Here is a 19,351-nt window from a genome sequence, read left to right as displayed (position 1 = left end):
CATCCGTCGCTGGACGACGCCTCCTATGTCGCATGGTGGCACTTCTATATCACATATCGTCGGGCGCTTCGACCCTTTCCATGGGTGTCCTGGGGAAAATCCCCGGATATGCCATCCGGCGTAGCAGGGCGCATGCCGCCGCCAAGCCCCCGCCGGGGGTGAAGTGCATCGGGATGCGGGCTAGAATCATCGGCTCCCGCTGGCGGATGCCGTCGCCGGCGCCGCCCACCATCAAGCGGAACGTGACCATGCAGAACATCACCGAATCCTCTCTTTTCCGTCAGCAGGCCTTCGTCAATGGCGCCTGGGTCGACGCCGACGGCGGCGCGAGCTTTGCCGTCAACGACCCGGCGACCGGCGAGACGCTCGGCCGGGTGCCCGACATGGGGGCGGCCGAAACGCAGCGCGCCATCGCCGCCGCGGATGCGGCCTGGGGCAGCTGGCGCAAACGCCCGGCAAAGGAGCGTGCCGCCTTGTTGCGCCGCTGGTTCGAGCTGATCGTCGCCCATGCCGACGAGCTGGCGCTGCTGATGACCCGCGAGCAGGGGAAGCCGCTGACCGAGGCGCGCGGCGAAATCATGTATGCCGCCTCCTTCGTCGAGTGGTATGCCGAAGAAGCCAAGCGCGCCGGCGGCGAGGTGATCCCCACCACCGGCGCCGACCGCCGGCTGTTCGCCATCCGCCAGCCGGTGGGGGTGTGCGCGATGATCACGCCGTGGAACTTCCCTGCGGCGATGATCACCCGCAAGGCCGCGCCGGCGCTCGCCGCGGGTTGTACGGTGGTGATCAAGCCGGCCGAGCAGACGCCCTACTGCGCGCTGGCGCTGGCCGTGCTGGCCGAGCAGGCGGGCATTCCGCCGGGCGTGTTCAACGTGCTCACCGGCGATCCGGTGGCGATCGGCGGCGCGCTCACCGCCAGCCCGGTGGTGCGCAAGCTGTCCTTTACCGGCTCCACCGAGGTGGGCCGGCTGCTGATGGCGCAGAGCGCCCCCACCATCAAGAAGCTGTCGCTGGAACTGGGCGGCAATGCGCCCTTCATCGTGTTCGACGACGCCGACCTGGATGCCGCGGTCGAAGGCGCGCTGGCCTCCAAGTACCGCAACGCCGGGCAGACCTGCGTGTGCGCCAACCGCCTGCTGGTGCAGGCCGGCATCCATGACGCCTTCGCCGAGAAGCTGGCTGCGGCGATGAGCCGCTTCAAGGTTGGCCGCGGGGTGGAGGAGGGCGTGACCATCGGCCCGCTGATCGACGACGCAGCGATCGCCAAGGTCGAGGAGCTGGTCGCCGACGCGGTGGCCAAAGGCGCCCGCGCGCTGGCCGGCGGCGCGCGCCACGCGCTGGGCGGCACCTTCTATCAGCCCACCGTGCTGGCCGGCGCCACCGCGGCGATGCGGGTGGCGCGCGAGGAGATCTTCGGCCCGGTGGCGCCGATCTTCCGCTTCGATACCGAAGAGGATGCGATCCGCATGGCCAACGACACCGAGTTCGGTCTGGCGGCCTACTTCTATTCGCGCGACGTGGGGCGCATCTTCCGCGTCGCCGAGGAACTGGAGTACGGCATGGTGGGGGTGAATACCGGCATCCTGTCCAACGAGGTCTCGCCCTTCGGCGGGGTCAAGCAGTCCGGCCTGGGGCGGGAAGGTTCCACCCACGGCATCGACGAATACCTTGAGATCAAGGCCATCCACCTCGCGGGCATCGACCGCTGATGGAGCACGCCGCAAGCCCCGCGCCATCCGCCTGGGTGACCCGCTTCGCCCCGCTGGTGCGTGCCGGCGGGCGGGTGCTGGACCTGGCCTGCGGCGGCGGCCGCCACGCGCGCTGGCTGGCCGCGCGCGGCTACGCGGTCGAGGCGGTGGACCGCGACGCGGCGGCGCTGGCGGGTCTGCGGGATGTGCCCGGCGTCACGCCCCGGCAGGCCGAGCTGGAGGACGGCCCCTGGCCCTATGTCGGCGCGCGCTTCGACGGCATCGTGGTCACCAACTACCTGTACCGTCCGCGCTTCGCCGAACTGCTCGCCTGCCTCGCGCCGGACGGTGTGCTGATCTACGAGACCTTCATGCTCGGCAACGAGCGCTTCGGCAAGCCGTCCAATCCGGACTTCCTGCTGCGCCCTGGCGAGCTGCTGGAACGGCTGGCCGAAGGCTGCAGCATCGTTGCCTTCGAGCAGGGCGAAATCACCGCATCGCGCCCCGCGGTCGTCCAGCGCGTGTGCGCGCTGCGCGGGACCCGGCAGGTGGTGAAGCTCCCGTAGGAGCGGCCTTGGCCGCGATGCGGCGTTTGTTTTCCCGCCAGCCGCATCGCGGCCAAGGCCGCTCCTACCGTTGCGACGCGAGGATGGCTGCGGCCAGTTCGTCGATGCCGGCGTCGTCCAGGCGGTCGGTCTCCAGGTGCCGGGCGGCGTCCAGGCGGGTGTAGTTCTGCCCCTGCGAGCGGCGGTAGAGCGGGTCGTAGTGCAGGTCTATCAGTTCGGCGAAGAGTTCCGCCAGCGCCCCGGCGCCGGCCCAGTCATGCCAGCGCGCCAGGGTCTCGTTGCTCTGCAGGCCCTTGAGGCGGGCGAGGCTGGCCTGCAGCCGCGCGGGGTCGTCGCCCAGCCAGGCATAGTCGCGCAGCAGGAAGTCCAGGCGGGCCGCACGGCTGGCCTCGATGGTCACGCAGGGGCTGGTGCGCACCTTCGTGATCAGCGCCTCGGGTACGTGCACCGAACCGATCTTGCGGCTCTCGGCCTCCACATACACCGGGCGGTCGGGGTCCAGGCCGCGCAGCACGCCGAACAGGCCGGTCTCGAATGATTTCTGCGTCGGCTGCGGGCGGCCGGGGAGGGCGCCGAGCACCGAACCGCGGTGCGCGGCCAGGCCCTCCAGGTCGAGCACCTGCGCGCCGCGCGCGGCGAGTGCTTCCAGTACGCGGGTCTTGGCGCTGCCGGTAGGGCCGCACACCACGCGAAACTGCAGGCCGGCGGGCAGGCGTTCCAGCTCGGCCACCACCATGCGCCGCCAGGCCTTGTAGCCGCCTTCCAGCTGGTGGGCGTCCCAGCCCACCATGCGCAGCCAGGTGACGAAGGAGCCGCTGCGCTGGCCGCCGCGCCAGCAGTACACCAGCGGGCGCCAGTTCCTGGGCTTGTCGGCGAGCGGGCCGGCGAGGTGGCGGGCGATGTTCTCCGCCACCATCGCGCCGCCGATGCGCCGCGCCTCGAAGGCCGAGCGCTGCTTGTAGGTGGTGCCGACGACGATGCGCTGCTCGTTGTCGAGCACCGGCAGGTTCAATGCGCCGGGCAGGCGGTCCTCGGCGAACTCCGCCGGGGTGCGGGCGTCGATGATCTCGTCAAAGTCGGTGTGCTGTGCTACGGTCGCGAGGCCTTTTTTCATTGTGTGCGGCGCCTTTTGCGACGCCCTTCATTCCTAGAGTTTCATGGACCAGATCAGACTGACCCAATTCTCCCACGGCGGCGGATGTGGCTGCAAAATCGCGCCGGCCGTGCTGAGCGGCCTGCTCGGCAAGATGCCCGCGGGCCTGCTGCCGCCAGAGTTGCTGGTCGGCACCGAGCACGCCGACGACGCCGCGGTGTACCGCCTCAACGACCGCCAGGCGGTGGTGGCGACCACCGATTTCTTCACCCCCATCGTCGATGACCCCTTCGACTTCGGCCGCATCGCTGCGACCAACGCGCTGTCCGACGTCTATGCCATGGGCGCGCGGCCCATCCTCGCACTGGCGGTGGTCGGCATGCCGATCGACAAGCTGCCGGCGGAGGTCATCGGCCGCATCCTGGAAGGCGGCGCCTCGGTGTGTCGCGATGCCGCCATCCCGCTTGCCGGCGGGCATTCGATCGACGTGCTGGAACCGATCTACGGCCTGGTCGGCCTGGGCGTGGTCGATCCGGCCAGGGTCAAGACCAACGCCGGCGCGCTGGCGGGCGACGTGCTCATTCTCACCAAGCCGCTGGGCGTGGGCATCCTCTCCGCCGGGCTGAAGAAGGGCGTGCTGTCGGCCGACGGCTACGCCGAGATGGTGCGCTGGACCACCACGCTGAACCGCGCCGGCGAGCGCCTGGCGGAGCTGCCCGGCGTGCACGCGATGACCGACGTCACCGGCTTCGGCCTCGCCGGTCACCTGCTGGAAGTGTGTCGTGCTTCGCAACTGGGCGCGGAACTGCGCTTCGATGACCTGCCGCTGATCGACGAAGCGGCCGCGCTGGTGAAGGACGGCTTGGCCACCGGGGCCTCCACGCGCAATTGGGCGAGCTACGGCGAGGCGGTGCAACTGGCGACGGACGCGCCCGAGTGGCAGCGCAAGCTGATCACCGACCCGCAGACCAGCGGCGGCCTGCTGGTGGCCTGCGCGCCGAATGCGGTCGATGCGGTGCTGGAGACGGTGCGCGAGGTGCAGGGTTCCGAAGCGCGGGTCATCGGCCGCCTGCTGGCCGGCGCGGCCGGCGTGCGGGTGCTCTGATCAGCGTGCGCGCTGGCCGAGCAGCGGCGCGAGCCGCGTCCACACGTTGTCGAGGATGAGGCTCTGCGCTTCGGCGGTGGGGTGGATGCCGTCGGACTGGAAGAGCTCCTTGCGTTCGGCGAAGCCGTCGAGCAGGAAGGGCAGCAGCGCCACCTTCTGGGCCTGGGCGACCTGTTCGAAGGTTTCGGCGAAGCGCCGCGTGTAGGCCGGGCCATAGTTGGGCGGCATCTGCATGCCGACCAGCAATACGTTGGCGCCGGCTTCGCGCGCGGCGGACACCATGGCGCCGAGGTTGTCGGCCAGCAACTGGGGCGGCAGGCCGCGCAGGCCGTCGTTGGCGCCCAGTTCCAGGATCACCAGCGTGGGGCGGTGGCGCTCCAGCGCGGCGGGCAGGCGCGAGCGGCCGCCGGCCGAGGTCTCTCCGCTGACGCTGGCGTTGACCACCTCGTGCGGGAACCCTTCGCGCGCGAGCCGCGTCTGCAACAGGGTGGGCCAGGCCTCGCCCTGGCGCAGCCCGTAGCCGGCGGACAGGCTGTCGCCCCACACCAGGATGGTCGCCGCCTGCGCGGTGCCCGCGAACAGGACGAACAAGAAGGTCACCATGGATCGAAGCGGCATCGAAATTCCTCTCCCTGTGATTGAAGTCGAAGCCCTGTCCAAGTCGGTGCCGCTGGCCGGCGGCGAGGGCAGGCTGGATATTCTGAGCGATATCGCATTCTCGGTGGGGCCGGGCGAGTCGGTCGCCATCGTCGGCGCCTCCGGCTCGGGCAAATCCACGCTGCTGGGATTGCTCGCCGGGCTGGATGTTCCCAGCACAGGCGCGGTGCGCATCCTGGGCAAGGATCTGTTCGCGCTGGACGAGGATGCGCGTGCGGCCTTGCGTGGCGAGGCGGTGGGCTTCGTGTTCCAGTCCTTCCAGCTCCTGCCTGCGCTCACCGCGCTGGAGAACGTCATGCTGCCCCTGGAACTGGCCGGGCAGAACGATGCGCGCGAGGTGGCGCAGCAGTGGCTGGAGCGGGTGGGCCTCGGCGGGCGCACCGGTCACTATCCCAAGCATCTCTCCGGCGGCGAGCAGCAGCGCGTGGCGCTGGCCCGCGCCTTCGCGCCCAACCCGCGCCTGCTGCTGGCCGATGAGCCGACCGGCAACCTCGATGCCGCCACCGGTGCGGCGGTCATCGAGCTGATGTTCGCGCTCAACCGCGAGGCCGGCACCACGCTGATCCTGGTCACCCACGACGAAGCCCTGGCCTCGCGCTGCGGGCGTAAGCTGCGCATGCAGGCCGGGCACCTGGAAGAAGGCGCGGCCAGCCTGGCCGGCGCCTGAGAGCGTTCTTCGGTAGGAGCGGCCTTGGCCGCGATACAGCGGTTGTTCCATCGAAGACCGCATCGCGGCCAAGGCCGCTCCTACGGTTCTTGCGTAAGCGACAAGGCGTGCATACTGTGGGACACGGTGACAGGGGGAGAGGGCCATGGCGCTTGCGGGGCTGAAACTATCCGAACTGATCGGCGCGCTCAGTCACGCGCTGGACATCACCGAGGGCCAGCCGGAAGGCCATTGCGTGCGCTGCTGCTGGATCGGCATGAACCTCGGGCGCGAACTCGGCCTGTCGGAGCATGCGCAGTGGGAGCTCTACTACACGCTGCTGCTCAAGGACCTCGGCTGCAGCAGCAACGCTGCGCGCATCTGCGAGCTTTACCTCACCGACGATCTCGCCTTCAAGCGCGACTTCAAGTGGGTGGACGGCAGCCTCGCCCAGGTGATGCGCTTCGTGGTCGACCACACCGGCCTGGAGGCCGGGCTGGCCGAGCGCTTCAGGGCGCTGCTGGGCATCATGCGCAATGGCGAGGAGGTGGCGCAGGAACTCATCCAGACGCGCTGCCAGCGCGGCGCGGAGATCGCCAGGCAGTTGCGCTTCTCGGAGGGCGTGGCGCGCGGCATTCATGCGCTCGACGAGCACTGGGACGGCAGCGGCCGCCCGGAAGGGCTGAAAGGCGATGCCATCCCGGTGTATGCGCGCATCGCGTTGCTGGCCCAGGTGGTGGACGTGTTCCATTCGGTGGGCGGCCCCAGCGCTGCGCTGGAGGAGTTGCGCCAGCGCAGCGGCACCTGGTTCGACCCGCGCATGACCGGTATCTTCGAGCGCGTCTGCGCCCGCCCGGGCTTCTGGCAGACGCTCGCCTCCGAGTCCCTGCCCGAGGCGGTGTTCGCGCTGGAACCGGGGCGTTACGAGATGCCGCTGGACGACGACTATCTGGACGAGATCGCTGCCGCCTTCGGCCAGGTGGTCGATGCCAAGAGCCCCTATACCGCCGGTCACAGCGTGCGGGTGGCGCTGTACACCGACCTGGTCGCCGAGGAGGTCGGCATCGACCCGGCGCGCCGGCGCTGGCTGCGCCGCGGCGCGCTGCTGCACGACGTGGGCAAGCTCGGGGTGAGCAACATGGTGCTCGACAAGCCCGGCAAACTGGATGATTCCGAGTGGGAGGCGGTGAAACGCCACGCCGCGTACACCGAATCCATCCTCGCGCGCATCGCCCACTTCGAGGAGCTGGCCCGGGTGGCCGGGGCGCATCACGAGCGCCTGGACGGCAAGGGCTATCCGCGTGGCATCCGCGCGGAGCATATCGCGCTGGAGACCCGGATCATCACCGTGGCCGACATCTTCGATGCGATCACCGCCGAACGTCCCTACCGCGGCGCGACGCCGGTGGACAAGGCGCTGGAGATCATGGCCGAGCATGTCGGCAGTGCCATCGATGCGCACTGCTTCGATGCGCTGCGCAAGGTGCTGCAGCGCGTGCCCGAAGCGGTGGCGTGAATCGTTCCGCCCCTGATTGTCGGGTAGCGCAGGGCCTGTAGGAGCGGTCTTGGCCGCGATGCAGCGGTCCTGCCTGCCCGAACACTGAGCATCGCGGCCAAGGCCGCTCCTGCGGGCGGTTTGCCCTGCCGCGCCGCCAGCCGGCACAATGGCGGCCTTTCGCACAGGAATGCCGCACATGAACCAGGCCGCCGCTTCGCCCGTACCCGCCGACCCGCTCGCGCAGGTCTCCTCGCCCGAGGAGCAGCGTCGCGCCGCGCGCATGGCGCAGGACGCCTTCGCCCAGGTGTTCCGGCTGACCCTGGAGGCGGACGAGAACGCCTGCGCCGAGGGTGTTGGCGCGCTGCGCGAGGCGCTGGGCAACTGGGCGGCGGCGGGCGCCGGCGAGGAGGGCGCCGCACTGCGCATGGCGATGCTGCTCTCCGGTCTCGATCAATGGGGCTTGGCCTACAGCCGCGCCTTCGGTCTTACCGCGCTGCCGGCGTTGAGCGCGCTGGTCGGCGCGCTGCGGACCGGACTGGACGAGCGTGCGGAAGCCCGTTTCCTGGCCCAGTTCGAGGCGCTTGCGGCAGCGGAAGAGAACGCGGTCGACTTCAAGATCGAACTGCGTCGTGCGCTCCACCTGGCCTTGTGGCACGGCGCGATTGCGGCGGACAACCGCGACGAGGCGCTGCGCCTGGCGGGCGAGCTGGGCGGCACCATGCTGGCGGTAGCGCGCGAGATGCCGCTGCTCGGCTGGCGGCTGGTGGCCGACGCGCTGGCGCATATCCAGATCCAGTGCCTGGCGCATGGCCTGGCGGCCGATGGCCCGGGGCGCGAGGCCACCGAGGCGCTGTTTGCCGCGCTGGCACGCGAGCTGCCGGACGACAGCCGCGATGCGGTGATGGCCTACACCGCCCAGGCGGTAGCCGGCTGGCGACAGGCCAAGCGCCCGCATTGAGCGGCGGGGCGTTCAGCCCCGCGTCCGGATCTGCGCGTAGTTCACACCGTATCCGGGCTGCCGATCACTCTGGCCGGGTCGTGCGCCGCCATCCAGCGCTCGAACTCCTCCGGCGGCATCGGCCGGCCGAACAGGTAACCCTGCATCTTGCTGCAGCCGCGGGCCTTGAGCCAGGCGAACTGTTCGATCACCTCCACGCCTTCGGCCACCACTTCCAGCCCCAGGTCGCGGGCCAGCGACAGCGTGGCCGAAGCCACCGCGGCGTCTTCCTGGTCGCCCGGCAGGTCGCGGACGAAGGAGTAGTCCAGCTTCAGGCGGCTGATCGGCAGGCGCTTGAGGTAGGACAGGCTGGAGTAGCCGGTGCCGAAATCGTCCAGCGCCAGGGTCAGGCCCAGCCGGCCGAGGGCGACGAGGCGCTCGTACAGCGCTTCGGAAGGCTGCATCAGCGCGGTCTCGGTGATCTCCAGTTCGATGCAGGCCGGGTCGGCACCGGTTTCCGCAAGAATGCGGGTGACCACGTCGGCGAAATCCTCGCGGCGGAACTGCAGCGCGGAGATGTTGATCGCCACCATCAGTTCCCGGTGGCCGGCGCGCGCCCAGGCCACCTGCTGCCGGCAGGCTCCGTGCAGCACCCATTCGCCCAGGGGGACGATCAGGCCGGATTCCTCGGCTACCGGGATGAACTGCGCCGGGCCGATGGCGCCGATCTCGGGGTGGTTCCAGCGCAGCAGCGCCTCGCAGCCGGTCAGTGCGCCGTCCTGCGCGTTCAGCTGGGGCTGGAAGTGGAGCTTCAGCTCCCCGCCTTCGATGGCGCGGCGCAGGGCGTTTTCCAGCATCAGGCGTTCCAGGGCGCGGGCGTTCATCTCCGGGACGAAGAACTGGTAGTTGTTGCGCCCGGCCTCCTTGGCGCCGTACATGGCGGTATCGGCATGCTTGAGCAGGGTGTCGACGTCGTCACCGTCGTTCGGGTGCAGGGCGATGCCGATGCTCACCGAGGGGCGCAGCTCCTGGCCGTCGATGTCCATGGGCGCGCGCATGGCGGCCAGCATCTTGCGCGCCACGGTGGCGGCGTCCTCGGCGTGGGCCAGGCGCGGCAGCAGGGCGACGAATTCGTCGCCGCCCAGGCGGGCGAGCACGTCCTCCTCGCGCAGGCAGGCGGACAGGCGGTTGGCGACGGTGGCCAGCAGCAGGTCGCCGGCCGGGTGGCCGAGCGAATCATTGACGGTCTTGAACTGGTCCAGGTCCATGAACAGCACTGCGAGGGTGTCGCCATGGCGCTGGGCGGCATGGATGGCGGCCTGGGCGCGGGTGAGCCACAGGCGGCGGTTGGGCAGGCCGGTCAGCGCGTCGTAGTGGGCGAGGTACTGGATGTGCGCTTCGGCCTGGCGGGCGGCGCTGACGTCCTGCACGGTGCCGCGCAGACGTACCGGATGGCCGTCGAGCCGCTCGGCTTCGATCATGAAGTACACAATCTGCCCGCTGGCGCCGGCAAGGCGACAGTCCAGGACCTGCTCACGCGGTTCGGTCGCCGCGGCGGCCATGGCTTCGCGCAGGGCGGGGCGGTCGTCGGTATCGACCGCGGCGCAGATGTCGTCCAGCGTCGGTGCGCGCTCCTCGGGCAGGCGTAGCAGTGCGATCAGTGCGTCCGAGCACGCCAGCGCGGAGCCGTCCGGCGCACATTCCCAGCTGCCCATACGTGCGGTGCGCTGCGCGCGGTTGAGCGCCTCGCGCTGAGCTTCCAGCTCCTGGGTGGCGTGGGCCAGTTCGGTGGTGCGCTGCTCGACCAGCCGCGAGATGCGCCGGGTCTGGCCGCTGCTGACCAGCAAGAAGGCACCGAGCATGCCGAGGGTGGCCAGGCCGAAGGCGATCGTGGTCCAGGCCGCCCAGCTGCGCAGCTCCCGCACGTAGGTCGGGGTGCCGCGCAGACGGATCTGCCACTCGCGTTCGGCAAAGGCGATCGGCAGCGCACGCCCCACGTGGGCGGTGAGCCAGCCGTCCTCTTCGCATCCGGCCGGGCCGAACAGGCGGCGGTTGTCGGGCGCGCCGGCCAGGTCCACCAGGCACAAGTCCAGCTCGGTCGCCCGGCTGTCGCCCAGGATCGCGGCGAAGGTGTCGTCCATGCGGAAGACCGCCGAGATGGCGCCGATCATGGTCGGCGGGGTGCGTTCGTCGGCCGGGCGGTCGAACACCGCCTGGTAGACCACCACGCCGCGCTGCGTGGCACGTTCCTGCACCAGACGGATGCCGGCTGAGGCCACCGGTGCCCGCGCCAGTTTGGAGCGCTCAATAGCAAGGGCGGTGGCGGGCAGCGACAGTGGGTTGAGTCCGTACACCGTGGTGTTGGAGGCAAAGGGTTCGACGTAGGTGATCGGCAGGTAGATATCCGCGTCGTTCGCCGGGAAGGTGCGGCCGTCCGGCGCACGGTCGAGGATGCGGAAGTCGTCGCCGTGTGCGGTGCGTACCGTACTCTCGAATGCCACACGTTCCTCACGGCGGATCAGCGGGTTCCAGCCGAAGTTCTGCGTGCCGGGGTAGCGTTCGAGCCAGGGTGTGACGAACTCGCGGAAGTCGCGCCGGGTGACTTCCTCGGAAATCGCCATGAAGTTGTCCACCGCCAGCACCATGTCGATCTGCGCGTCCAGGCGCTTGCGCACCAGGCTGATGACGTGTTCGGTGTCGCGGTTGAACTGGGTCTGTACCCGCAGGGCTTCCCAGTGGCTGACCTGGTAGAGTGCGGCGCCGGTGAGCGCGATGGCGATCAGCATCGGCACCGCGACGGCCATCCGGCGCGGCCGCCAGTCTTCGGCCGGGCGGCCGAAGAAGACGAACATCAGCGGGCAGGCGACGAGCACGCCGAGGGTGTCGCCCACCCACCAGTTCCACCAGTTGAACAGCGCCTCGTCGGGTGAGATCAGCCCGCTGCTCACCAGCAGTGGTACTGCGATGCTGGCATTGACCAGGCAACCCAGCGGCGCCACCAGGATCATGAAGCGCAGGATGGGAGTGGGGGTGTCGAGCGCGTTGGGGACGCCGACCAGGCGGCGGGCGAGCCACACCCCGACCAGCGCCTGCAGGCCGGCAAAAAAGGGAATGGCCAGCGGCTCCCAGGCCGAGCCGGGCGCCTGTCCGGCCTGCGCAGCGGCGAAAAGCTGCACCGCCAGGGAGCCGGCGATCACGCCGCCGACGTGGCGCTTGCCGAAGATCAGCAGCGCGGCCAGCGCGATGCCCGCAGGCGGAAAGAAGGGCGCCGAGTAACCGGGCGGTACCGCAAACTGAATGGAGAGCCAGCCCACCAGGGCGTAGCCCAGGGCGATCAAGCCGGAAATGGTGAGAGCGTGGCGCATGGCGAAGGATTATAGACGTGCCTTCCGCCCTGCCTGCCACCCGCACTGGAGTCCCGGGGCCCGTGTTGTCTGCCGTTCTGGCCTCACGCCGCGGCCGATGCCATAATCGCCCACTTTGCTTCCCGCATCGCGTCGGGCTGCGCACCCCCTTCGTCTTCCACGGAAATCACGATGTTCGAGGCTGTACGCAACAACAAACGTTTCGCCCAGATCATTCTGGCGATCCTGATCGTCCCCTTCGCGTTCTTCGGCATGGATGCGTACTTCTCCGACGGCCCCGGCAGCACCGAGGTGGCGACCGTGGGTGGTAGCCGCATCAGCGCGTTCGAATTCGACGAGGCCTTGCGCGACCAGCAGGACCGCCTGCGCCAGTCGATGGGCAACCAGGTCGACCGCGCGCTGCTCGATTCGCCGGAACTGCGCCGCGCGGTGCTCGACAACCTGATCAACCAGCGCGTGCTCGCGCTGCATGCGGCCGAGAACCGCTTCGTGGTCACCCAGGCGCAGCTGCAGGAGGCGATCGCCGAGGTGCCCGCCTTCCAGGACAACGGCCAGTTCTCCATGCAGCGCTACGAGGCGCTGCTGAGTGCCCAGGGCATGACCCCGTCCAGCTTCGAGGCCCGCCTGAGCCAGGACATCCGCATCCAGCAGATTGCGCTTGCGGTGGGCGATGCGGCCTTTGCCGCCAGCGAATCGCCGCGCCGCTTCCTGGCCGCCCAGCTCGAGGAGCGCCAGGTGCGCGAGCTGCGCTTCTCCGCGGCCGACTACCTGCCCAAGGTGCAGCTGGCCGAGGACGCCGCGCAGCGTTTCTACGAGGCCAACCCCGACCGCTTTGCCCGTCCGGCACGCGTCAAGGCGGAGTACCTCGTGTTCGACGAGAACGCGCTGCTCGGCCAGGTCAGCGTGTCCGAGGACGAGCTGCGCCAGGTCTATGAAGGCAGCCCGGAGCGTTTCGGGGTGGCCGAGGAGCGTCGCGCGCGCCACATCCTGCTCGAACTCGCCGCCGATGCCGGCGAGGACGAGGTGCAGAAGGTGCGGGCCGAGGCCGAGGCCCTGGTGGCCACGCTCAAGGACAAGCCGGACAGCTTTCCGGCGCTGGCGCGCGAGCGCTCGTCCGATCCGGGTTCGTCCTCCCGCGGTGGCGATCTCGGCTTCTTCGGCCGTGGCGTGATGGTCAAGCCCTTCGAGGATGCGGTGTTCGCGGCGGCCAAGGACGAGATCGTCGATCCGGTGCGCTCGGAGTTCGGCTATCACGTCATCCAGCTCACCGACATCAAGCCGGCGAGCCTGCGGCCCTTTGAGGAAGTGCGCGGCGAAATCGAGGCCGAGCTCAAGAGCCAGCGGGCTGGACAGCGCCACGCCGAACTGGCCGAACTGTTCGCCAACACCGTCTACGAGCAGGCCGACAGCCTGGCGCCTGCCGCCGAGCTGCTCAAGCTCGAGGTGCGCAGCACCGACTGGATCGACCGCAACGCGGTCGCCGTGGGGCCCTACACCAACCCGGATCTGGTTGCCGCGCTGTTCTCCGAGGAGGCCCTGGAGAAACGCCGCAACACCGAGGTCGTAGAGGTCGGCAGCGGCACTCTGGTGGCCGCCCGGGTGGTGGACCACCAGCCGGCCCAGACGCTGCCCTTCGACGAGGTGAAGGACGCCATCGTCGCGGACCTGCGCAGCGAGGAAGCCGCCCGCCTGGCGACGGCCGCCGGCGAAGCCGCGCTGGCCGCGGCGCAGAAGGGCGAGGCGGTGGAGGGCCAGTGGGGCCAGGCGCTGAAGGTGCAGCGCAACGCCACGGTGCTGCCGCAGGCCGCGCTGCGGGCGGTATTCGCCGCACCTACTGCCAGCCTGCCGGCACATGCCGGCGTCTCGCTGGGTCCGCAGGCTTATGCGGTCTATCGCATCGAGTCGGTCGAACGGCCGGAACTGGCGGCCGACGATCCCCGGGTGAGCGCCATGTCGCGCCAGTACGCACAGCTGATGGCCGAGCGTGATTTCAGCGCCTACCTCAGCCTGCTGCGCGAGCGCTACGAAGTGGTGATCAACGAGTCGGCGATCGTTCCGCCGCAGCAGTAAGGAATCGACCGGCGGCAAGGCGCCGCCGTGTGCTCGTCCGCCCGGGGCGGGCGGTCCCTGTGCGGACCGCTTCCCCGGGCGGACTGCTTTCGGCTGCGGATTCAAGCGAAGATACCGTGATCGCTGTATTCCGCCCCGGACCCGCGCTTTCTTATGATCCCAGGATGAGCATGCCGCAGCCGGGGACGAAGGAGGAGACGATGGTCAATGCGAAGGCGAGCATGGAGCAGGTCAAGGCCGGCGGTGCCCGGTTCGGGGCCGGTTTCGGAACTGCGTGCGCCGCGGCTGGAAGCTTCGTCCCCGCGGGCGCCGCACGACGTGCGGATTTCGAGTTCGGAAGACTCGAGAGCGTGTTTCACGAGAACCGGCTGCTCAGGCAAAAGCTGAGCGATGCCGAGGATTCCCTGCGCAAGGCGAAAGAGGATCTCGGCGTCCTGCGTGCCGGCCACCGCGTGATGCAGCGCTCGATCGATGCCTGGTTTGCGACCGGTCCGGACGCCTGGCTGTAGCGGAATACTGCACAGTCGGCGGCGGAAAGGGGCGGAGTCGGGCGCTGACGCCGACCCCTCCCGCTTGCCTGTCATGCACTGCAAGCCATAATCAAGGGACTGCCCTGGAGGGCGGCTCGGGGAGGAGGATGACCATGCGCGTCGTGCTGGCAGACGATCACCAGATATTCCGTCATGCGCTCAAGGCCTTGCTGGAGCGCGAGGGCGATCTGCAAGTCGTCGGCGAGGCATGCAATGGTGACGAACTGCTGAGCGTCGCGGTACGGGAGGCCGCGGAGTTGGTGTGCATCGACGTGGCCATGCCGGGCATGAACGGCGTCGAGGCGACGCGACGCCTGCTGACGCTTCGGCCGGATACCAAGGTGGTGGGTCTGTCGGCCTTTGCCGACCGCCAGATCGTCCTCGACATGCTCAATGCGGGCGCCAAGGGCTACGTCACCAAGACGGAGCCGGGTGAGGAACTGTTGCGCGCCATCCGCACTGTGGTGCGCGGGCGGACCTACCTGTGCCCGGAAGTGGCCGAGGCGATCAAGAATGCCTTGTGCGAACAGTCGTCGGGCAATGCCGCCGGCTCGGGGCGCATCACCGCCCGCGAGCGCCAGATCCTGCAGCTCATCGCCGAGGGGCATACCTCGGGCGGCATCGCCGAGCGCCTGCATCTCGCGGTATCCACCGTGGAGGTCCACCGCCGCAACATCATGCGCAAGCTCGATCTGCACAGCGTGGCGTCACTGACCAAGTTTGCGATCCGCAGCGGGCTCACGTCGGCCACCGACTGAGTGCCTTTTCCCTGGTTGTCGAGTCCGCATCCCGGTGACCGGCAGGTCCGGGCGATGGCAGCATATGCTTGCCATGGTCTATGAATAGAGGACGGCCTGCGGCTCGGAAAGGTTGGCCATGCAATGGAAATCCGCTGACGACAGTGTGGATGGGCCCGACGTGCCGTCCACCGACATCCGCCCGCTCGTTTACGCGGTGGAGGAGGGTGGCGCCCGCCGCTACGGAAGTGGCGGACCCGGTCGACTGCCGGATGACCCGAGCACCAGCCCGCCCGACGATGCCCCGGAGGATCTGGACGGCCTGCGGCGCTTCTACCGTCTTTCGCCGACCGCCTGCCTGACCATCGGTCGCGAAGGGGTAATCCGGCGGAGCAATCCGCCCGCCGCCCGCCTGCTCGCCACCTGCACCGACGGGCTCGCGGGCGCGAATTTCGCCGACTACCTGTGCGCCGAACACCGGACCGCCTTCGCCTACCTGCTCGCTTCCGCCTTTTCCCGCGGGCATGTCGATGGCCAGGAACTCCGCCTGGCGGGGCGTGCCGATGGCAGGGAACGGACCGTGCTGGCCGAGGTGTCGCGTGGCGACGGCAGCCACCACTGCATTCTCCTGCTCACCGACATGACCGAGCGCCGGCGGATGGGCGGCGTCCTCGACGAACTCGAGGCCTTCAGCATCGGCGTGCTCAACTCCCTGCCATGGCACATCGCCGTGATCGACCAGGAAGGGGTGATCCGCGCGGTCAATACCGCCTGGCAGCGTTTCGCCATCGAAAGTGGCGCGGAGTGGCTGGCGCTCAATTCGATCGGCATGAGCTACCGGCAGGCCTGCCGCCTGCTCGACAGCGATCCGAGCGCGGAGCAGGCGCGCGAGGCGTGGATGGGCATCGAACGCGTCTTCCGCGGCGAGGTGGAGCGCTTCACCCTCGAGTACAGCTGCCATGCGCCCGACCGTCTGCGCTGGTTCGAGCTGACCGCCTCCCCGCTGCTGTCTGCGCGTCCCGGCGTGGTGGTGGCGCATTGCGACATCACCGCGCGCAAGCTGGCCGAGCTGTCCCTGGACGAGGCCAGGCAGCAGGCCGAGCGGGCGAACAACGCCAAATCGCGCCTGCTGGCGGCGGTCAGCCACGACCTGCGCCAGCCGCTCGCGGCATTGGGGCTCTATGTCGGGCTGCTGCAGCAGGAATGCGACGGGCGCGAGGCCTCGTTGGTGCGCAGCATGAACGATTGCGTGGCCAGCCTGAGCGCCTTGCTCACCGACGTGCTCGACCTCGGCCGGCTGGAGGCCGGGGCGCTCAAACCCAAGGTGCGCGACGTCCCGGTGAATGAGCTGCTCGACAGGGTGGTGTCGGTCAATGCGCCCGAGGCCATGCTCAAGCGCCTGTCGCTACGCCGCGCACACTGTCCCGCCGGGTGGACGGTACGTACCGATCCGGTGCTGTTCGCCCGCATCCTCGACAACCTGGTCTCCAACGCGGTGCGCTACACCGACCGCGGCGGCGTGCTGATCGGCTGCCGGCGGGCCCAGGGGCGTCGATGGCTGGAGGTCTGGGACAGCGGCGTGGGCATCGCGCAGGAGAGCATCCGCGAGATATTCGACGAGTACCGTCAGCTCGACAACGCCGACCGCACGCGCGGCAGCGGCCTGGGACTGGCGATCGCCGACAAGCTGGCACGCCTGCTCGGCCTGCGGATACGGGTGCACTCGGTTCCGGGCAAGGGGTCCATGTTCGCGGTGGAGATGCCGCCCGGGCGGGCATGCCGCAGTGACGGCGACGGCGAGCCGCCGCTGCGCAAGGTGCGCATCGCGCTGACCGGCATCGACACCGCGGCCAGTCGGGGCGTCGGCGAGGCGCTGCGCAGCTATGGGCACCAGGTGGAGGCTGCACCCGATGCCGCGTCCTTGCTGCCGCCGTCCGGCAACTGGGTGCCGGATGTCGTCGTTGCGGCTTGTGGACCACAGGGCGTGGCGGACGGCTTCGATGCCATCGGCGCAATGCGCCTGCGTTTCGGTGAGCAGTTGCCGGCCGTGCTGCTGACCGACGGGCAGGACGGCGGCCTTCAGCGCAGCCTGGCCGACCGCGGGGTGGTCGTGCAATGCACCCCGGTCGCGCCGGAGCGCCTGGCGTCGTGCATCGCCTTGCTGACCGAGCGCCGCACGAACTGAGCCCCCTGTTTCACGCACGAGTCAGCGGCTGGTTCGGGTGTGAATCCTCTAATTCCATGAATCGAAAAGAGTTTATCGGCGCGACAGGGCTGTCGGTGGGTCGTCGACGCCCAGGCCTGTAACGAATCTGTACAGGCACCAGCGCGAAGCGCACCGTCGGCAAAATGCTGTCTTCGGAAAACTCTCGAAAAAACATATCGATACGGCCATTTCGGTCGAGATGGCACAAGGCTTGCGGCGGGGCGTCACCGGGCTGGGCACGGCGTCCGGTTCCGATCTCTGAAGGGGAAGACGCTATGAAACGCACGCTACTCTCAAGTGCGCTCGCATTGGCTTTCGGCATGGCCGGCAGCCAGGTGTGGGCGAACCCGACCAATACGGTCAGTTCGGTTGGGGGGGCGAATACTCAGGAAGCCTCGGCCGTCTCTTCGATGACGGGCAACAACAGTCCGCAGGCCAATGAGTTTTCGCAGATCCATGCCGACGACAACTCGAACCAGAACAACGACAGCAGCACCGGCAGCAACCGCGACAATCTCGGCAAGGCGCTCGCAGAGGGCAAGGGAGCGGCCGCAGCGAACAACGGCGGCATGGCCACCGCCTCGCTCAGCGACGTGTTCAACACCTCCAAGGCCGTGGCGGTGTCCAAGCTCCATGGCGTGGTGACCCGGATCAAGGCCAATGACCTCGGCAACAGCGTACGGAACTACGGTAATGCAAACGGTGGCGATGGTGGAACGGCGGTAGGCGGTGACGGTGGCAAGGCTGCGGGTGGCGATGCCGACGGTTACGGCGGCAATGGCGCCCATGCCCATGGCGGCAATGGCGGTGATGGCGGTGAGGGTGGCAAGGCCTGGGTCGATGATGCCAAGACCGGCTACGCCAAGGGTGCCAATGGCGGCGATGGCGGCAATGCGCGCAAGGCGTCCGGCGGTGAAGGCGGCAACGCCATGTCAGCCGGCGGCGATGCCAAGGCCGGCAACTCGGCCGATGGCGGCAATGCCTACTCCGACGGTGGTTACGGCGGCGGCTACGGTGGCGACGCCAAGGCTGCGGATGCGGCCGATGGCGGTAATGGCTATGCCGACGGCGGCAATGCCAAGGCCTACGAGCAAGCCTATACCGGCGGGGCCAAGGCAGGCTCCTACGCCGGCGGAGGCTATAGCGACGGCAGCGGTGGAGACGGTGGCAGCGCCTGGGCCAAGGCCAAGGGCGCCAATGCCGACGCGAGCGGCTGCTGCACGCCCGAAACGCCGACCAACGGTGAGACGCCGGCGGTACTGAGCAACGGCGGCGCGGCCGATGCCATGGGCGGCACCAACGACGCCATGGCCAGTGGCGGAGCGGGCGGTGCCGGCAACGGCGGCAACGTGGTCGGCGGCACCGCGGGCGATGCCACCAGCACGAGCGGCGGCAACAGCCAGACGGCCGAGGCAACCGGCGGTGAGGCCAGCGCCACCGGCGGTGCGGCCAGCTCGGCCGGCGCCACTGCAAATGCGGGCGACGGCAACGGTACCGGCGGTGAAGCCAGCTCGACCGCTGGCGCGGCGACAACCGGTGCGGCGACCGCCAGTGCGGGCAATGCCGACTCCACCGGCGGCGCCGGTGGCAGTGCGACCAATACCGCGGGTGCAGGCGGCGCCGGTGGCGTGGCGACGTCCGGCAATGCCACCAACGGCGACGCGATGGCGGGTGCCGGCGGTGCCGGCGGTGCAGGTGGTGGCGACAATGTCGGCGGTGCCGGCGGTAGCGGCGGCATGAACACCGCAGGCGCCGCGACCGGCGGAAGCGGCCAGGGCGGTACAGGCGGTGCCGGTGGCAACGGCGGCAGCGTGATGGCCACGGCCGGGCACTTCAACATGTCCAACAGCTCCAGCGCGAGTTTCACCAACGGTGCGGGCATCCTGATCAACGCGCAGAACACCGCGATGGGGGCGATGGTCCAGCAGAGCGCGAACGTCCAGGCCAACCTGGCGATCCGCAGCACGGCAGGGCCCGTGACCCAGTAACCGAAGGGAACCAAGTGCCGCTTCAAGGCAGGCCCAAGGCCTGCCTCTTTTTTTGTCCCTGCCGTCCGCACGATGCGGTGCATCTGTATCAGATCGGAAGCACCCCCGTGTACCCATTTGGTGGCGCAAGTTACTGAATAAACGCGAAAAAATAAGACTCCCGTACGCGGTTCGGTGAGCGATGCAGGGCGTGGTGTACGCAATCTGTACAGATACCCGGTTCAGGGCGTTCGCCTTACATTGCTGAATTCAAAGAAGTGACGAA

The 19,351-nt window shown here is 69.2% G+C and carries 15 protein-coding genes; 11 read left to right on the top strand and 4 right to left on the bottom strand.

The features are described from left to right. Positions 1-49 precede the first annotated feature (49 nt). The gene (locus IAI53_RS07525) at positions 50-259 is read right to left on the bottom strand and encodes a hypothetical protein (RefSeq protein WP_187717496.1); all 210 of its coding nucleotides are present in this window, start codon (positions 257-259) and stop codon (positions 50-52) included. Here IAI53_RS07525 and IAI53_RS07520 point away from each other — a divergent pair. After that, entirely contained in the window at positions 249-1,709 is a 1,461-nt protein-coding gene (locus IAI53_RS07520) for an NAD-dependent succinate-semialdehyde dehydrogenase (RefSeq protein ID WP_187717495.1), read from the top strand. The two genes, IAI53_RS07525 and IAI53_RS07520, sit on opposite strands and share 11 nt — an antisense overlap. Continuing rightward, positions 1,709-2,254, top strand: coding sequence for a class I SAM-dependent methyltransferase (locus tag IAI53_RS07515; protein WP_187717494.1), 546 nt, complete (start codon positions 1,709-1,711; stop codon positions 2,252-2,254). Before IAI53_RS07520 ends, IAI53_RS07515 begins: the two co-directional genes overlap by 1 nt. Positions 2,255-2,318: 64 nt before the next feature. Here the strand turns inward: IAI53_RS07515 and mnmH are convergent, their stop codons facing one another. Continuing rightward, a complete protein-coding gene (gene mnmH / locus IAI53_RS07510) occupies positions 2,319-3,368 on the bottom strand; it encodes a tRNA 2-selenouridine(34) synthase MnmH (protein ID WP_187717493.1) in 1,050 nt (349 codons plus the stop codon). A 43-nt stretch (positions 3,369-3,411) separates the two neighbouring features. Here mnmH and selD point away from each other — a divergent pair, with 43 nt between their 5' ends. After that, positions 3,412-4,452, top strand: a complete 1,041-nt coding sequence (gene selD / locus IAI53_RS07505; protein ID WP_187717492.1) for a selenide, water dikinase SelD — start codon at positions 3,412-3,414, stop codon at positions 4,450-4,452. Here the strand turns inward: selD and IAI53_RS07500 are convergent, their stop codons facing one another. Next, positions 4,453-5,070 carry an arylesterase gene (locus tag IAI53_RS07500; protein WP_187717491.1) on the bottom strand — a complete coding sequence of 206 codons (618 nt, stop codon included), beginning with the start codon at positions 5,068-5,070 and terminating at the stop codon, positions 4,453-4,455. On the opposite strand from IAI53_RS07500, the gene IAI53_RS07495 reads away from it, so the two are divergent. The 3 genes from IAI53_RS07495 (at position 5,054) to IAI53_RS07485 (ending at position 8,211) form a co-directional block, all read left to right on the top strand. Further along, entirely contained in the window at positions 5,054-5,776 is a 723-nt protein-coding gene (locus IAI53_RS07495; RefSeq protein WP_187717490.1) for an ABC transporter ATP-binding protein, read from the top strand. The two genes, IAI53_RS07500 and IAI53_RS07495, sit on opposite strands and share 17 nt — an antisense overlap. Before the next feature lie 145 nt (positions 5,777-5,921). Then, a complete protein-coding gene (locus IAI53_RS07490) occupies positions 5,922-7,271 on the top strand; it encodes an HD-GYP domain-containing protein (RefSeq protein WP_187717489.1) in 1,350 nt (449 codons plus the stop codon). A 178-nt stretch (positions 7,272-7,449) separates the two neighbouring features. Then, on the top strand, positions 7,450-8,211 hold the full coding sequence (locus tag IAI53_RS07485; RefSeq protein WP_187717488.1) for a hypothetical protein: 762 nt from the start codon (positions 7,450-7,452) through the stop codon (positions 8,209-8,211). Positions 8,212-8,252: 41 nt separating this feature from the next. On the opposite strand, the gene IAI53_RS07480 is transcribed toward IAI53_RS07485, so the two are convergent. Then, positions 8,253-11,555, bottom strand: coding sequence for an EAL domain-containing protein (locus tag IAI53_RS07480; RefSeq protein ID WP_187717487.1), 3,303 nt, complete (start codon positions 11,553-11,555; stop codon positions 8,253-8,255). Between the two features lie 171 nt (positions 11,556-11,726). Between IAI53_RS07480 and IAI53_RS07475 the strand changes: the two genes are divergently transcribed. The 5 genes from IAI53_RS07475 to IAI53_RS07455 all read left to right on the top strand — a co-directional run bounded on the left by IAI53_RS07475 (position 11,727) and on the right by IAI53_RS07455 (position 19,086). Beyond that, on the top strand, positions 11,727-13,625 hold the full coding sequence (locus IAI53_RS07475; protein WP_187717486.1) for a SurA N-terminal domain-containing protein: 1,899 nt from the start codon (positions 11,727-11,729) through the stop codon (positions 13,623-13,625). Between the two features lie 164 nt (positions 13,626-13,789). After that, positions 13,790-14,134, top strand: a complete 345-nt coding sequence (locus IAI53_RS07470; RefSeq protein ID WP_187717485.1) for a hypothetical protein — start codon at positions 13,790-13,792, stop codon at positions 14,132-14,134. Positions 14,135-14,262: 128 nt separating this feature from the next. Beyond that, positions 14,263-14,913, top strand: a complete 651-nt coding sequence (locus tag IAI53_RS07465) for a response regulator (RefSeq protein ID WP_187717484.1) — start codon at positions 14,263-14,265, stop codon at positions 14,911-14,913. A gap of 118 nt (positions 14,914-15,031) precedes the next feature. Further along, a complete protein-coding gene (locus tag IAI53_RS07460) occupies positions 15,032-17,077 on the top strand; it encodes a hybrid sensor histidine kinase/response regulator (protein WP_187717483.1) in 2,046 nt (681 codons plus the stop codon). A 296-nt stretch (positions 17,078-17,373) separates the two neighbouring features. Beyond that, entirely contained in the window at positions 17,374-19,086 is a 1,713-nt protein-coding gene (locus IAI53_RS07455) for a hypothetical protein (protein ID WP_187717482.1), read from the top strand. Positions 19,087-19,351: the final 265 nt, after the last annotated feature.

Source organism: Thauera sedimentorum, assembly GCF_014489115.1.
GTDB classification, from domain to species: Bacteria; Pseudomonadota; Gammaproteobacteria; order Burkholderiales; family Rhodocyclaceae; genus Pseudothauera; species Pseudothauera sedimentorum.
This window is presented reverse-complemented; position numbering and strand designations above follow the sequence as displayed.